11 protein-coding genes are annotated in these 15,528 nt (G+C 67.8%); 3 read left to right on the forward strand and 8 right to left on the reverse strand.

Annotation, left to right across the window (positions count from 1 at the left end; translation table 11 throughout):
• Positions 1 to 218: 218 nt before the first annotated feature.
• Positions 219 to 1,640, forward strand: a complete 1,422-nt coding sequence (locus AC5P8J_RS09100; protein WP_019660192.1) for a M28 family peptidase — start codon at positions 219 to 221, stop codon at positions 1,638 to 1,640.
• A gap of 164 nt (positions 1,641 to 1,804) precedes the next feature.
• Here AC5P8J_RS09100 and AC5P8J_RS09105 read toward each other — a convergent pair whose 3' ends face one another.
• The 8 genes from AC5P8J_RS09105 to AC5P8J_RS09140 form a co-directional block, all read right to left on the reverse strand.
• Positions 1,805 to 2,638, reverse strand: coding sequence for a TrmH family RNA methyltransferase (locus AC5P8J_RS09105; RefSeq protein WP_134731279.1), 834 nt, complete (start codon positions 2,636 to 2,638; stop codon positions 1,805 to 1,807).
• Complete coding sequence (locus AC5P8J_RS09110; RefSeq protein ID WP_021202003.1) at positions 2,639 to 4,150, reverse strand: alanine/glycine:cation symporter family protein; 1,512 nt, start codon at positions 4,148 to 4,150, stop codon at positions 2,639 to 2,641.
• Between the two features lie 179 nt (positions 4,151 to 4,329).
• Positions 4,330 to 4,869 carry a GNAT family N-acetyltransferase gene (locus tag AC5P8J_RS09115; RefSeq protein ID WP_019660195.1) on the reverse strand — a complete coding sequence of 180 codons (540 nt, stop codon included), beginning with the start codon at positions 4,867 to 4,869 and terminating at the stop codon, positions 4,330 to 4,332.
• Entirely contained in the window at positions 4,862 to 7,987 is a 3,126-nt protein-coding gene (locus AC5P8J_RS09120) for an efflux RND transporter permease subunit (protein WP_134735752.1), read from the reverse strand. Before AC5P8J_RS09120 ends, AC5P8J_RS09115 begins: the two co-directional genes overlap by 8 nt.
• Positions 7,984 to 9,090 (reverse strand): efflux RND transporter periplasmic adaptor subunit, encoded by a 1,107-nt coding sequence (locus tag AC5P8J_RS09125; RefSeq protein WP_019660197.1) that lies wholly within the window; start codon positions 9,088 to 9,090, stop codon positions 7,984 to 7,986. The genes AC5P8J_RS09120 and AC5P8J_RS09125 overlap by 4 nt, the downstream gene beginning before the upstream one ends.
• 272 nt (positions 9,091 to 9,362) lie before the next feature.
• On the reverse strand, positions 9,363 to 11,426 hold the full coding sequence (locus AC5P8J_RS09130) for a TonB-dependent copper receptor (protein WP_495216764.1): 2,064 nt from the start codon (positions 11,424 to 11,426) through the stop codon (positions 9,363 to 9,365).
• A 72-nt stretch (positions 11,427 to 11,498) separates the two neighbouring features.
• Entirely contained in the window at positions 11,499 to 11,930 is a 432-nt protein-coding gene (locus tag AC5P8J_RS09135; RefSeq protein ID WP_312546216.1) for a DUF2946 domain-containing protein, read from the reverse strand.
• 595 nt (positions 11,931 to 12,525) lie between these two features.
• Complete coding sequence (locus AC5P8J_RS09140; RefSeq protein ID WP_019660022.1) at positions 12,526 to 13,509, reverse strand: LysR family transcriptional regulator; 984 nt, start codon at positions 13,507 to 13,509, stop codon at positions 12,526 to 12,528.
• 207 nt (positions 13,510 to 13,716) lie between these two features.
• Here AC5P8J_RS09140 and cysK point away from each other — a divergent pair, with 207 nt between their 5' ends.
• Together cysK and AC5P8J_RS09150 are read left to right on the forward strand one after the other, a co-directional pair.
• Entirely contained in the window at positions 13,717 to 14,676 is a 960-nt protein-coding gene (cysK, locus tag AC5P8J_RS09145; protein WP_495216765.1) for a cysteine synthase A, read from the forward strand.
• A 213-nt stretch (positions 14,677 to 14,889) separates the two neighbouring features.
• Positions 14,890 to 15,489, forward strand: a complete 600-nt coding sequence (locus tag AC5P8J_RS09150) for an O-acetyl-ADP-ribose deacetylase (protein ID WP_019660020.1) — start codon at positions 14,890 to 14,892, stop codon at positions 15,487 to 15,489.
• The last annotated feature ends 39 nt before the right edge of the window (positions 15,490 to 15,528 follow it).

Raw genomic sequence — 15,528 nt, forward strand, 5'->3', positions numbered from 1 at the left:
CCCACCTGTAGAGCCGAGCCCACGCTCGGCTGATCTGCAAAAGGCAGCCGAGCATTGGCTCGGCTCTACAGAAGCAGGCGAAAGCCCCGCCCCGGCGGGGCTTTCGCTTTGCTGCATCTGGCGGGAAACAGCATCCGCGCCAGCCATGACCTCCCGCCCATGCGCCGGGCTGAACGACTGTTAAGCTCCAAGGCTTAGGTCCCTTCCCGGAGTTGTCCATGCGTCGCCGCGTTCTTGCCATCGCATCCTCCCTCGCCCTGCTGGCCGCCCCGGCCTTCGCGGCGCCGCACACCACTACCCTGCCCCCGGCGTCGCTGGCCACCGCCGCACAGCTGCGCGACCAGGCCTTGGCCGATGACACCGGCTGGAAGGTGGTCGAATCGCTCACCACCGAGATCGGCCCGCGCATCGCCGGCAGCGAGGCTGACGCCCGCGCCGTGGCCTGGGCCGAAGCCAAGTTCAAGGCACTGGGCTTCGACAAGGTGTGGAAGGAACCGGTGACCTTCCCGAAGTGGGAGCGCCGCAGTGAACACGCTGCCGTGACCGGCAAAAATCCGCAGCCGCTGCAGATCACCGCACTGGGCGGCAGCCCGGGCGGCACCGTTGAAGCCGAGGTGGTGCGCTTCGCCGACCTGGCCGCACTGCAGGCGGCGCCGGCCGGTTCGCTCAAGGGCAAGATCGCCTTCGTCGATTACCAGATGCTGCCGTTCCGCGATGGCCGCGACTACGGCCGCGGCGGCGCGATCCGCAGCAAGGGTCCGTCCGAGGCGATCCGCAAGGGCGCGGTCGGTTTCCTGATGCGTTCGGCCGGCACCGACTCGCACCGCGTGCCGCACACCGGCATCACCCGTTTCGATGACGGCCTGACCCCGGTGCCGTCTGCGGCACTGTCGGTGCCCGATGCCGACCAGCTGGCCCGCCTGCTGGCCCGTGGCAGCACCACGGTGAAGGTGGCGCTGGACTGCGGCTGGGATGGTACGGCGACCTCGTACAACGTGATCGGCGAGATCACCGGCCGCAGCCTGCCGAAGGAAGTAGTGGTGATTGGCGGGCATCTGGATTCGTGGGACCTGGGCACCGGTGCGGTGGATGACGGCGCGGGCGTGGGCATCACCATGGCCGCAGGCCACCTGATCGGCCAGCTGAAGCAGGCACCGAAGCGCACCATCCGCGTGATCGCCTTCGCCAACGAGGAACAGGGCCTGTATGGCGGCAAGGCCTATGCCGAAGCGCACGCGAAGGACGTGGCCCTGCACCAGCTGGCCGCCGAGAGCGACTTCGGCGCGGGCCGCATCTACGCCTTCAATACCGGTTCGCCGAATCCGGAAGGCTCGCGCGAAGCGACGAAGCAGATTGCCGAAGTAATGAAGCCGCTGGGCATCGAGTACCAGGCCGACAAGGGTGGCCCGGGCCCGGACGTCGGCCCGCTGGCCGCCAAGGGCGGTGCGTGGGCGTGGCTGGCGCAGGACGGCTCGGACTACTTCCACCTGCACCACACCGCCGACGACACGCTGGACAAGATCGACCCGAAGGCGCTGGCACAGAACGTGGCCGCCTACACTGTGTTCGCCTACCTGGCGGCGGAAGCCGATGGCAGCTTCGGCAGCGAGGCCAAGGCGACCACGCCGCCGAACGAATGATGCGGTAGCGCCGGGCCATGCCCGGCGTTTGCGGCGGGAAGAGCGGTGCGAACCAGGGTTCGCACCCACCAAGCCAGATCCCGCATCGGTAGCGTCGGGCCAATGCCCGGCAAGCGCAGCGGCACGAGCGGTGCGAACCAGGGTTCGCACCCACCGGGCGTCACTCAGCCGCGGCGGCTCGCCCACTGCGCCAGCAGCACGGCCGTGGCGGAAGCGACATTCAGGCTTTCCACCGCGCCGCTGCCGGGGATCGAGACCTGCAGATCGCACTGGCTCGCCAGGCCACGGTCCATGCCCTCGCCTTCGGCGCCCATCACGTACACCAGCCGGTCTGGCAGGGACGCGCGGAACACGTCATCACCGCCCTCGACCAGGGTCGCGGCCAGGCCGAAACCGGCTGCGCGCAGTTGTGCCATTGCCTGAGCGGTCTCCGGCAGCTGCACCAGCGGCACCGCTTCGGCGCCGCCTTCGGCCACGCGCGCGGCGGCGCCGGACAGGGCCAGCGTGCTGCCGGCCGGCAACAGCAGCGCCTTGGCACCGAAGTGCGCGGCCGAGCGCAGGATCGCGCCGAGGTTGTGAGGGTTGCCCACGCCATCCAGCCACAGCGCCAGCGCCGGGCCGTCACCGACCTGCTGCAGCCACTGCGCCAGCGGCAGTGCCGGTGCGCGCAGCATGTCGGCCACCACGCCTTCGTGATGGGTGGTGCCGGCCAGCTTGTTCAGATCGCCATCCTCGACCACGCGGTAGCCCACGCGGTTGGCCACGCACCACTTCAACAACGGCTGCAGGCGCGGAATGCGTGCTTCCAGCAGGTACAGCTTGCGCAGCGCCTGCGGCCGCGCTTCGAACGCAGCCAGCACGGCATTCAGGCCGTACAGACGCAGCTCATCGCTGCCACCGCGCCCACCACCGCCCGTGGCCGGCACCTCCGGGCGCGGCAACGGCGTTGCGCGCGGCGGACGGGCGGACGGGCGGCGGTTGTTCCAAGGGTTGTTCACTTACACACTCTCCTGCTTGCGCTGGCGCCAGAAATCGGCGTTCTTGATGCCCAAGGCATCAGGGTCGAACACCGGATCCAGGCCCAGCTTCTTCTGTCGTTCGTAGTCACGCAGGGCCAGCATCGCCGGCTTCTGGATGATGAGGATGGCAATGATGTTCAGCCAGGCCATCAGGCCCACGCCGATGTCGCCAAGCGCCCAGGCCAGGGTGGCATTGTGGAACGCGCCGAACACCACCATGCCGATGATGCCCAGGCGCAGCACCAGCACCGTCAGCGGGCGCTTCCTGTTGTGGTTTACATAGCTGAGGTTGGTCTCGGCCATGTAGTAGTACGCCATGATGGTGGTGAAGGCGAAGAAGAAGATGGCGATGGACACGAATGCCGAACCCCAGCCCGGCAGCACCGCTTCCACGCCGGCCTGGGCGTAACCGGCGCCTTCGGGAATGCCGGCCAGGCCCTGGAAGATCGGCGGTGCGCTGGCACCTGCCGGCGAGTACACGTTGTAGGTGCCGCTGGCCAGGATCAGGAACGCGGTGGCGGTGCACACCATCATGGTGTCGAAGTAGATGGCGAAGGCCTGCACATAGCCCTGCTTGGCCGGGTGCGAGACTTCCGAGGCGGCCGCTGCATGCGGGCCCGAACCCTGGCCGGCTTCGTTGGCGTAGATGCCGCGCTTGATGCCCCACTCCACCGCCAGGCCCATCATCGCGCCGAATGCGGCATGCGTGCCGAAGGCACTCTGGAAGATGATGCCGAACATTTCCGGCACGCGGTCGTAGTTGATGACCATGATGATGATGGCCATCAGGATGAAACCGGCAGCCATGAACGGCACCACCACTTCGGCGAAGTTGGCGATGCGTTTGACGCCACCGAAGATCACCACGCCCAGCAGCAGCGCGACCACGATGCCGATGCCCAGCTTCAGCGCCTGCACCGATTCCATGCCGAAGGCCTGGCCGTCGAGCGGCCCGCACAGCGCGGTGCCACGGCAGGCGTTGATGATGCTGTCGGCGATGGCATTGGCCTGCACGCCCGGCATCAGGAAACCTGCGGCGATGATCGTGGCGATGGCGAAGGCCAGCGCATACCACTTCAGGCCCATCGCCTTCTCGATGTAGTACGCCGGGCCACCGCGGTAGCGGCCTTCGGCGTCCTTGGTCTTGTAGATCTGCGCCAGGGTGCATTCCACGTACGAGGTGGACGCGCCGAGGAAGCCCATCACCCACATCCAGAAGATCGCCCCGGGGCCGCCGAAGGCGATGGCGGTGGCCACGCCGGCAATATTGCCGATGCCCATGCGGCCGGCCATCGACATGGCCAGCGCCTGGAACGAGGACACGCCGGCGTCGGATTTCTCACCCCTGACGGTGAGGCGGCACATTTCGAAGAAGCCACGGATCTGCATGAAGCGCGTGCGCAGGCTGAAGAACAGGCCGGCGCCCAGGCACACGAAGATCAGTGCCTTGCTCCAGATGATGCTGTTGATGAAGTGTACGGTTGCTTCCACGCGCGCTCTCTCCAGTCGGCGGGTTGTAAGGACGTCCCGTCGGCTGGAGGGGACCGGTCGATTCTCCCTGATCGAAGGCCGCTGCGGTAGCGCTGTCTTGTAGCGCCGAGTCCATGCCCGGCTTGGGCCCCGGAATCAGCCGAGCATGGGCTCGGCGCTACAGCGGCCAGCCCGCGCGTTCAGGGCAGCTGCGTGCGTACCCGGGCGAAGCGGCGCAGATCGTGCAGCACGCCGCGCTTGTAGACCGCGCAGCGCTCCACGCCCTCTTCCTGGAAGCCGTTCTTCTCCAGCACCCGGGCCGAGCCGAGATTGAAGTCGACCACCGTGGCCTGCAGCCTGAACAGGCGCAGCTCGTCCATCACCCAAGGCGCAAACACACCGACCACCCGGGTCATCAGGCCCTGGCCCCAGTAGGCCCGGCCCAGCCAGTAACCCAGTTCGGCGGTATGCCCACGCTCGGCCACGCCCTGCTGGGCACCGACGCTGCCGCAGGCCTGGCCGTCTATCTCGATGGCCAGGTTCAGGGTGCCGGGAGCCAGCACGCGGCCGGCGAGGAAGGCCTCGCCATCCCCGCGCGTGTACGGGTACGGAAAGCGATCACGCAGGCCCCGCGACACCTCGGCGTCGTTGGCGTGGTGCAGCAGCGATTCCAGGTCATCCGGGCGCCAGGGGCGCAATTGGAAGCCTTCACCTCGCAGCACGGTGGTCGGGTCAGGCATGGCCACCCACCGATGGCGATTCCGCTTCCTGCTTCTCCAGCTCGCGCTTCACCGCTTCCGGCGAGCGGGTGTACGGGGCCAGCCGTGCGTAGAACGCCGGCACCACGAACAGCGACAGGAAGGTCGAAAGAGTTACGCCGAAGATAATCACGATACCGATCGTGCCACGGCTGGCCGAGCCGGGGCCACCGGCGACCACCAGCGGAATCGCGCCGACCACGGTGGCGATCGAGGTCATCAGGATCGGGCGCAGGCGCACCATCGCCGATTCGATGATCGCCTCGCGCACCGTGCGCCCGTCATCGCGCAGCTGGTTGGCGAATTCGACGATGAGGATGCCGTTCTTCGCTGCCAGGCCAACCAGCATCACGATGCCGATCTGGCTGAACAGGTTCACCGTGCCGCCACTCACCCACAGGCCGACCAGCGCACCGAGCACACCCAGCGGCACGGTCAGCATGATGGTGAGCGGGTGGATGAAGCTTTCGAACTGCGCGGCCAGCACCAGGTACACCACCAGCAGGGCCATCGCGAAGGTCAGCAGCACCGCACCGCCGGCACTCTGGTACTCACGCGACTCACCCTTCCAGTTCACCTGTGCGTACTGCGGCAGCTCTTCCCGGGCCACGTTCTGTGCCCAGGCAATGGCCTCGCCCAACGGATAGCCTGGCGCCAGGCCGGCACTGATGGTGATCGAGCGCAGTCGGTTGAAGCGGTTCAGGGTTCCGGCCTCGGCCACTTCGCTCAGCGTGACCAGGTTGGACAGCGGCACCAGCTCGCCGGAGGTGGCACGCACGCGGATCGCGGCCAGGTCGGCCGGGCTGGCACGGCCATCGCGCCCGGCCTGCACCAGCACGTCGTACTCCTCGCCGTTGTCGACGAAGGTGGTGACGCGGCGCGAACCCATCATGGTTTCCAGCGCCGATCCGATCGCGGTGACCGGCACGCCGAGGTCGGCCGCGCGCTGGCGGTCGATGTTCACCCGCATCTGCGGCCGGGTTTCCTTGTAGTCCGAGTCCGGGCCAACCAGGCCGGGATTGTCGGCCATGCGCAGCAGGATGCGGTCGCGCCACTGCGCGATCTCGGCATATTCGGGGCCGCCCAGCACGATCTGGAACGGCTGCCCGCCACTGCGCACCAGGCCACCGCCCACCTGCGTGCGCACGCGCACGCCGCGGATGGTGTCCAGTTCTTTCTGCAGCGCGTCGGCCACTTCAGGCGTCCCCTCGCTGCGCTGGCGCCACGGCTGCAGGAAGATGCTGACGCGGCCGGTGTGCATCTCCTCGCTGGCGCCCCAGCCGCCCGGCACGCGCGGGTTGGCGCGCACGATCGGCTTGTCCGGGCCGACATGCGGCGCCAGCAGCGCTTCTACCTGCTGCACCTGCTGCACGGTGTAGTCGTAGCCGGCGCCTTCCGGGCCGTCGATCATGATCTGGAACGAACCGCGGTCTTCGGCCGGCGCCAGTTCCGACGGCAGCAGCTTGAGCAGGCCCCAGCTGGCAGCCAGTGCGGCCACCATCACCAGCAGGTAGATCCAGGTGCGGTCGACATGGTGGTCGAGCACGCGGCCATAGCTCGAGGCCAGGCGCTCCAGATTGCGGTTGATGAAGCCATGCAGGCCACGTGGTGCGTGCCCTGTGTGCGGCTTGAGCAGCTTGGACGCCATCATCGGCGTCAGCGTCAGCGCTACGAATGCGGACAGCGCCACCGCTGCCGCCAGCGCCACCGCCAGCTCGCGGAACAGGCGCCCGGTATTGCCTTCCAGGAAACCGACCGGCAGGAACACCGCCACCAGCACGGCGGTGGTGGCTATCACCGCGAAGGCAACCTGCGTGGTACCGCGCTTGGAGGCCACCAGTGGGGGCTCGCCCAGGTCGATGCGGCGCTGCACGTTTTCCACCACCACGATCGCATCGTCCACCACCAGGCCGATGCACAGCACCAGTGCCAACAGGGTCAGCAGGTTGATCGAGAAGTCGAACGCGTACAGTGCGATGAACGCGGCCACCAGGCAGACCGGCACGGTCACCGCCGGAATCAGTGCGGCACGGAAGCTGCCGAGGAACAGCCAGATCACCGCCAGCACCAGGATCATTGCCTCCACCAGCGTGGCGTAGACGCGGTCAACGGCGGCTTCAATGAAGGTGGTGTTGTCGAACGCAACAAAGATCTGCGTGCCCTTGGGCAGGGTCAGTGCCACCCGCTCGGCTTCAGCGCGCGCGGTGCGCGCCACGTCCAGCGAGTTGGCGGTGGAGGTCTTGACGATACCCAGGCCGATGCCCGGCTCGCCGTTACTGCGGTAGTAGGCGCGGCGCTCGGCCGAGGCCAGTTCGATCTTCGCCACGTCGCCCATGCGCACCACGTAGCCATCGCGGCCCTTGCCCAGCGGGATGGTGGCGAAATCCTCGGGCTTGATGTAGTTGCGCTCCACGCGCAGGGTGAAATCACGGTCGGTCGACTCGATGCGGCCGGCCGGCAGTTCCACGTTCTCGTTGCGCAGCGCGGTTTCCACGTCGCCGGTGGTCAGCCCACGTGCGGCCAGCTGGTCGCGGTCCAGCCAGATGCGCATCGCATAGCGCTGGCGGCCGCCGATGCGGACCTGGGCCACGCCGTCGAGGCTGGAGAAGCGGTCGACCACATAGCGGTCGGCGTAATCGCTCAGTTCCAGCGTGTCCATGGTCGAAGAGACCATGTTGAACCAGATGATCGGGTCGGCATCGCTTTCGACCTTGGCGATTTCCGGCGGCCGCGCTTCTTCCGGCATGCGGTCGGCGACGCGGCTGACCGCATCGCGCACGTCGTTGGCCGCCGCTTCGATATCGCGGTTGGAGGTGAACTCGATGCTGACCTGCGAGCGGCCGTTGGTGCTGCGCGCGTTGATCGTATCGATGCCTTCGATGCCGGCCAGCGCATCTTCCAGCACCTGGGTGATGCGGCTTTCGATGACCGCCGCCGAGGCACCGGTGTAATCCACCGACACCGAAACAATGGGCGGGTCGATGGCAGGCAGCTCGCGCAGGGTCAGGCGGGTGAAGGACATCACGCCCAGCACCAGCAGCAGCAGGCTCATCACCACGGCGAACACCGGCCGCTGGATGGAGATGTCGGACAGTTTCATCCGCCGTGCCCCTCGGCCGCGGCCGGTGCCGGCGCGGCATCCGGTTTCGCGCCGCTGGCCGGTGCCGCATCCCTGGCCGCGACCTTCAGGCCCGGGCGCAGTTTGCCGGTGCCATCAACCACGATGCGCTGGCCCGCTTCCAGCCCCTGCTTGATCTCGACCACGCCGGCGCGGCGCGCACCGGTGACCACGTCCACGCGCTCGACGCTGTCGTCGGCCTTGATGCGGTACACGAAGGTATCGCGGCCGACCTGCACCACGGCGATTTCCGGGACCACCAGCGCCGGGCGCTCGGGGCGGAACAGCCGCACGTCCAGCAGCATGCCCGGGCGCAGCGCATGATCGCCGTTGGCGAAGTCGGCGCGCACGGTCACCGCACGGGTGACCGGATCGATGCGCGCATCGATGGTGCTGACCTCACCCTCGAAGGTGCGGCCCGGCCACGCCACGCTGGTGGCGCTGACCTTGTCACCGACGCCCAGCGCAGCCAGTTCCACTTCCGGCACCTGGAAATCGACGTGCATGTGCTCGATGTCATCGAGCGTGGCGATGACCGTGGTCGGGGTCACCAGCGAGCCGGGGCTGACTTGGCGGATGCCGAGCACGCCAGCGAACGGCGCGCGCACGCGGCGGTCACCGATGTCGGCCTGCATCTGCATCACGCGCGCCTCGGCCGCATCGCGGATCGACTTCTGCGTATCCAGGGTGGCGCTGGACACCAGGCGCTGGGAGGCCAGCTCGCGCTGGCGCCTGTACAGCTGGTCGGCTTCGTGGAAGGTGGCCTGCGCCTGCACCAGCGCGGCCTCCTGGGCCTGCCCGCGCAGGGTCACGATCGGCGCACCGGCGGCCACATGCTGGCCACTTTCAAAGTGCACCTTCTCGACGATTTCGCTGACCTTGGCCGTCACGCTGATGGACTCGCGCGCCTTGGCCGTGCCCAGCGCCTGCAGCGTGTCATTCCACTGCGAGGACTGCACGACCTGCGCGGTCACCGGCACCGCTTCGCCCTGCCGACGGGCGGCGGCCTCCTGTTTGCCCCCGCACCCGGCCAGAAGGGCCAGGCTGAGGCCAAGGGCCAGGGTCGAAGCAATGCGAGCCAACATGAACGGTCCTGATAGATCCACGGCCGCCGAGTGTAGGCAAGCACCCGTGGAAGCGATATGTGCCAAGCGTTTACTGGCGTGGCACCGGCGGCGCGATAGCGCCGTGAACCTGTTCCGTGCAAGGCTCACAGCAGCGGTGTCGGCATGTGTCGAGGTGTATCCCGCCGTGCGCCGCAGGCGTTGTCATCGTAGAGTCGAAGCTGCCCGACAGAGGGCGTCGGGCGGGGACGGATCCTGGCGGGGATCCGGCCCCGTTTTTTTTACCCGGCCGATCAGTACCGGTAGTTCACCTTCATCCACAGGCTGCGCCCGGGTTCATTGATGCGCACCGGGTCGGCCGGGAAGCCGAAGTCGGCGCTGCCGGCCAGGTTCAGGTGCTCGCTGTAGGCGCGGTCGAACAGGTTGTCGACGCCCGCACTGAGCTGCAGCTGCGAACTGAAGCGGTAAGCGGCATTGAGCGCGAAGGTAGCGAAGCCGGCACTCGGCCCCAGGTCCTGCGCGACCACAGTGCCCTGGCCATCTGCGACACGATGCTGATGGGTCACCGCACGCAGCAGCGCACCGGCACTCCAGCGCTGGCCTTCCCAGTTCGCGCTCAGGCGCGCTTCCAGCGGCGGCATCTGCGGCAGCGGACGCTGCTGGTCGCGGTTCTCGCCCCAGGCATAGGCTAGCGTGCCACCCAGCTTCCACTGCGCAGCCAGGCTCACTTCCAGCCCGGCTTCGGCACCGGCGATGCGCGCATCGACGTTGTTGGCCTGGCTCATGCCCATCATGCCGCTGCCGTGATAGGTGAACAGGATGTAGTCCTGGATCTGCCCGGCATATGCCGATACCCATGCCTGCACACGCGGTCCCTTGAACTGCAGGCCCATGTCGAGCTGGGTGGTGCGCTCGGGCTGCACGCCGGTGAACGCGTTCACTGCGCCCGACGGGCCATGATCGGGCGAGAACAGTTCCCAGTAGTCGGGCATGCGTTCACTGTGGCCGAGGCCGGCGTACCAGGTCAGGCCGTCGGCAAGGTCCTGCTCGTAGCGCAGGAACCCGCTGCCGAGCCATTCCTTGCGCGTCTGCCCGGCGCTGGGATTGGGCCGGTTGCCCATCATGCCGCCGATCGATTGCCGCTCATCGCGGGCGCTGGCACGGTCGATGCGCAGGCCACTGATCCAGCGCTGGTCCGTGCCGGCACCCAGGGTCAACTCGGTGAACACGCCATAGCGGTGGAAGTTCGCATCGGTCTGCCACGCGGCCTGGCGGTAAGTATCGCGGCCCATGCCGTTGCGGCCACGGTGGCGGCTGTCCTCACCGTCCACACCGGCCACCAGCTGCACCTCCTGCCAGCGCCACTCGGAACTGGCCCGGCCGCCCTGGGTTCGGCGGTCCACATTCGAAGCCATCGGCATGGGCATCATGCTGTTGGGATTCGGCGTGCGCAGCGTGTAGTTGTCCATCACATGGTCGGCTTCGTTGTAGTACACGTTGGCCTGCAACGTTTCCCACGCGCCCGGCAGGTTGCGCTTCTCGAAGCGTGCCGCGTAGCTGGTGCGCTCGAACGCGGCGCCGTCCATGCCACGCCCGGCATAGCGCGCGATCGCATCGCCGGCACCGGCGGAGATTTCCAGCAGCGTATCGGCGTCCGGCGTCCAGCCGATGGCCACGTCGCCGTTCCACTTGCGCCACTTCGACGGCACCACGTCACCATGACCATCCTTGTAGTCGTCCGCTTCCGAGCGATTGCCGCTGGCACGCACGTAACCGGCCGGATTGCCCAGCGTCAGGTCCAGCACCTGGTCGTTGCGGTTGCGCGAGCCGACCAGTCCACTGGCATCGGCACGCAGACCGGGTTCCTCGAAGCGCGGCGTATCGCGCTCGAAACGGATGGTGCCGGCCGAGGCACCTGCGCCCCAGCGCACGCTCTGCGGGCCCTTGATGATGGTCAGCCGGTCGAAGCTCTCCGGCGCGATATAGGAAAGCGGATTGTCCATGCGCGACGGGCAGGCACCGATCAGGTTGCCATCGTTGCTGAGGATGTTCAGCCGCGAACCGAACATGCCGCGCAGCACCGGGTCACCGTTGGTGCCGCCGTTGCGGATGGCGGAGAAGCCAGGCACGGTCTTCAGGTAATCGGCGCCATCACTGGCGGGGACCGGCTGCCGCGGCAGGCGCGGATCGGTCACCCAGTGCAGTGGCGACGAAGGCGCGGCGGCAGTGACCACCATCGTGTCGAGGGTGCGCGCTTCTTCAGCAGGCGCAGCGTGGACCAGTGACGCGGCCACGGCCAGGCCAAGGGCAACCGGCAGGCGCGCGCAGGCGCCCGCGGGGCGGGAAGTCATTTTCATCGGAACAGCTCCAAGGTACGCACGCGCGCACGGCGCCCGGTCAGGCGTCGTGCGGCAGATTCGATAGGGACATCAGCGGACGATGGAGGAGCGTGGTGGTCCACGTGCGGCATGCGCCGGCCAGCGCAGTGCCGGCAGCACCTGTTGCGACCACGGGAACACCAGGCGCGGCCGCCACAGCAGCGGCAACTGCAGCACCAGCACCGCCAGCCACGGCAGCAGGCGCATGGCCAGCACGCAGTATTCGCAGGCTTCGCCATGCATGGCGTGGGGGTCGGCTGGGCGGTTGGGTGCTGCCTGCGAAGCGCCATGCGGGTCGTGCCCGGCCATGGTCATGTCGTGCATGCCATGGCCCATGGCGGCGTGGTCCATGCCCGCCATTGCGGTGTGGTCCATCGGCGGCGCCTGCAGCGCGCGGCTGACCAGCGGCGCAAGCACCATCAGCAGCGTCGCCAGGACGGCGAGCTGGAGCAGAAGGCGCTGCGGGCGGGACAGGCGGGTCACCGCGCTAGTGTAGAGGCGGGTCCAGGGTTGCCCTGTGCGACGAACCGTCGCAGGAGGAGGTTTGTCGGCAGGGCTTGCAGCCCTGCACCTGCTGCGGACCACGGCAAGAGCCGAAGCAACAGCAAAAGCGGTTTCCTGAGGGTAGGCGGGGTGGGTCCGGTTGCGGGAGACGCCGTAAACCCATCCATGGGGGCTTGGCCGCGGCATCCATGCCGCGGACACTCCCGCAACCGGACCCATCCCGTCTTCGACAGATCTCCGCGATCTGCAGTAGATCCACGCCATGCGTGGATGCTTTTCGATTTCAATTCGAAATATTCGATTTCGATGGAGATTCATCCACGCATGGCGTGGATCTACCGTGTCGACCAAAGTCGACATCTACCAACAGCCGCCGGAATCTGTCAGAGGTGGGGCGGTGTCGGAGTGCGGGGTGTCAGCCGCATGGATGCGGCTGCCAAGCCCCCAGGGACGGGTTTACGGCGTCCCCGCACTCCGACACCGCCCCGCCATCCCACGGAATACCGCTTCTGCTGTTGCTGTTGCTTGAATGCCGCAGCAGGTGCAGGGCTGCAAGCCCTGCTCGACCAACCCCTCACACCGTGATGGTCTGGGTCAGTGACTCCCACGTCGGCGGCACCGGCCACGCTGCGGCCTGGTTGCCATCCAGCACCCGCCGCAGGTCGCGCGGATCAATCTGCGGTGCCAGCACGTGCACCAGTTCCAGCGCGTAATCACGCAGCACCCGGTCGCGCGGCAACACCGCCCAGGCGATGCACTCGGCGATCGGGTCCGGGGCCGGCCACGAACGCAGGTCTTCATCGTTGGAACTGACCGCCATCTCGGCCAGCAGGCCCACGCCCAGCCCGGTGCGTACGTAGGTCTTGATCAGGTCCGCATCCAGCGCGGTCAGTGCCAGATCGGGCACCAGCCCATTGGCGGCGAAGGCGCGTTGCAGCGACGAGTTCGGTCGGGTCGAGGATTCGTAGCTGATCAACGGCTGGCGGGCCAGCGCGGCCAGGTCCGGTGCGCGGCCGGCGCGGTCCAGCGGATGGCCCTTGGGCACCACCACCAGGCGCCGCCACCGGAACAGCGGCACTGCGATGCCATCGGTGGGCTCACCGCCTGCGGTGCTGATGATCGCAATATCGGCATCACCCTGGTTCAAGCGGTCCAGCGCGTCGGCTTCACCGGCCTGCTGCAGGTGCACGCTGACCTGCGGGTAGGCCTGCTTGATCGCCGCCACCGCCGGCGGCAGCACGAAGCGCGCCTGGGTGTGCGTGGTGGTCAGGATCAGCTGACCCTGGCTCTCGCGACGCTGGTTTGCCGCGTAGGTGCGGATGTTGTTGGCCTCAGCCAGCACCGCGCGGGCGCGGGCGATGACCTCGGTGCCGGCCGGGGTGACCGACTCCAGGCTGCGGCCCTTGCGCACGAACAACAGAAAGCCGAGCTCGTCTTCCAGCTGCTTGAGCTGCTTGGACAGGCCGGGCTGGGTGGCGTGCACGCGCGAGGCAGCGAGCGTGATGTTCAGCTCGGCATCGGCAATGGCAACCAGGTAGCGCAGCTGGGTCAGCGTCATGGGAGGCAGGCGGCGTGGGGCGGAGGTCCACTCTAGGGTCAATTGCCGTCACCAGCTTATAACCAAAGGTTGTTTAAGAAAGGTATCTGGTCATTTCCGGGCGTCATATGCCGGCGCTACGGTCAGCCGGCAGCCGCTGGCCTGAACAGCCAGCCCTCCCCCTTTGCCCGCCGAAGCCCGGCGCGGCCCCGTTTCCGGAGCGCTTCCATGGCCCTGTACGAGTCCATCCTCGATACCGTCGGCAACACCCCCATCGTCAGGCTGCAGCGCCTGGCACCGCCACAGGTCAGCGTCTACGCCAAGGTCGAGTCATTCAATCCGGGCGGCTCGGTCAAGGACCGCCTGGCGCTGGCAATCATCCTCGACGCCGAAGCGCGTGGCCTGCTCAAGCCAGGCGACACGATCGTGGAGGCCACCTCGGGCAACACCGGCGTGGCGCTGGCGATGGTCGCTGCCGCGCGCGGCTACAAATTCGTGGCCACGATGGTCGAGACCTTTTCGGTGGAGCGTCGCAAACTGATGCGCGCCTATGGCGCGAAGGTAATCCTGACCCCGGCCGCCGAGCGTGGCAGCGGCATGGTGCGCAAGGCGCGCGAACTGGCCGAGCAGCATGGCTGGTTCCTGGCCAGCCAGTTCGCCAACCCGGCCAATCCGGCTTATCACCGCAACACCACGGCCGCCGAGATCCTGCGCGACTTCGCCGGCAAGCGGCTGGATTACTTCGTCAGTGGCTGGGGCACCGGCGGCACGCTCACCGGCGTGGGCGAAGTGTTGAAGGTCGCGCGCCCGCAGACCCGCGTCATTGCTACCGAACCCGCCGGCGCCGCCCTGCTCAAGGGCGATGATTGGAAACCGCACAAGATCCAAGGCTGGACCCCGGATTTCGTGCCGGACGTGCTCAACCGCGATGTGGTGGATGAACTGGTGTTGGTGGAGGATGACCGCGCCATCGCCACCGCGCGCCGACTGGCGGCGGAGGAAGGGATCTTCGTCGGCATCTCCGCCGGCGCCACCGTGGCCAGCGCGCTGGACGTGGCAGCCCGCGCTGAGCCGGGCTCGGTGATCCTGGCGATGCTGCCGGACACCGGTGAACGCTATTTCTCCACGCCGCTGTTCGCCGATGTGAACGAGGGTTCCGACGACGACTGGCTGGCTGGCCTGCCATGACGCAAGCCGCCGGGCATTGCCTGGCGCCACCGCCTGCCGCGGATCCATGACCGCTTCAGCCTGCGTGAAGGCAGCGACCGCCATCGTGCGTGAAGGCCGTCGGATCGCAGCGCGTGAGACGGTCATGACGCAGTATCGATGCCCTGTCCCCTACCGTGGGGTACAGCCGGCGCAGAGGCTGCGCGGAACACCTCACAGGCAGGAGACGGACGCATGAAGATCGAAGTTTGGCAGGGTGACATCACGACCCTGGCGGTGGATGCGATCGTCAACGCGGCCAACGAAACATTGCTCGGCGGCGGTGGTGTGGACGGCGCGATCCATCGTGCGGCCGGCCCCGCATTGCGGGCCGAGTGCGAGCGGTTGCCCGAGCTGCGCCCGGGCGTGCGTTGCCCGACCGGCGAAGTGCGTGCCACCGGCGCTTACGCCTTGCCGGCACGGCATGTACTGCACACGGTGGGCCCGGTCTGGCACGACGGCCAGCGCGACGAGCCGGCATTGCTCGCCAACTGCTACTGGAAATCGCTGCAGCTGGCCGAGTCGCTGGGGGTGCAGTCGATCGCCTTCCCGGCGATCAGCTGCGGTGTGTATGGCTATCCGCTGTACCAGGCGGCGCAGATCGCCGTGACCGAGACACTGGCCTGGCAGCGCAGCCATGCGCAGCCGATGCGCATCGTGCTGGTGGCGTTCAATACCGCGACGGCCAAGGCGTACCAGCAAGCGTTGAGCGCCGCCGGGCAAGGCGCAGACGGCGAACCGCGCGGCTCGATGCTGTCGCCGCTGGGTGATGCGGGCTTCGCCGCCGCGCACTGAATCCGGCGGTCAGCTTCAAGGAAAAGGCCGGGCATTGCC

The organism is Stenotrophomonas sp. YJH_SMC_37 (assembly GCF_059370035.1).

Bases quoted from the DNA above. Each gene is read 5' to 3' on its own strand.
- AC5P8J_RS09100 (WP_019660192.1), top strand. From the start codon at position 219: ATGCGTCGCCGCGTTCTTGCCATCGCATCCTCCCTCGCCCTGCTGGCC.
- AC5P8J_RS09115 (WP_019660195.1), bottom strand. From the start codon at position 4,869: ATGCCTGACCCGACCACCGTGCTGCGAGGTGAAGGCTTCCAATTGCGC.
- AC5P8J_RS09120 (WP_134735752.1), bottom strand. From the start codon at position 7,987: ATGAAACTGTCCGACATCTCCATCCAGCGGCCGGTGTTCGCCGTGGTG.
- AC5P8J_RS09125 (WP_019660197.1), bottom strand. From the start codon at position 9,090: ATGTTGGCTCGCATTGCTTCGACCCTGGCCCTTGGCCTCAGCCTGGCC.
- AC5P8J_RS09130 (WP_495216764.1), bottom strand. From the start codon at position 11,426: ATGAAAATGACTTCCCGCCCCGCGGGCGCCTGCGCGCGCCTGCCGGTT.
- AC5P8J_RS09140 (WP_019660022.1), bottom strand. From the start codon at position 13,509: ATGACGCTGACCCAGCTGCGCTACCTGGTTGCCATTGCCGATGCCGAG.
- cysK (WP_495216765.1), top strand. From the start codon at position 13,717: ATGGCCCTGTACGAGTCCATCCTCGATACCGTCGGCAACACCCCCATC.
- AC5P8J_RS09150 (WP_019660020.1), top strand. From the start codon at position 14,890: ATGAAGATCGAAGTTTGGCAGGGTGACATCACGACCCTGGCGGTGGAT.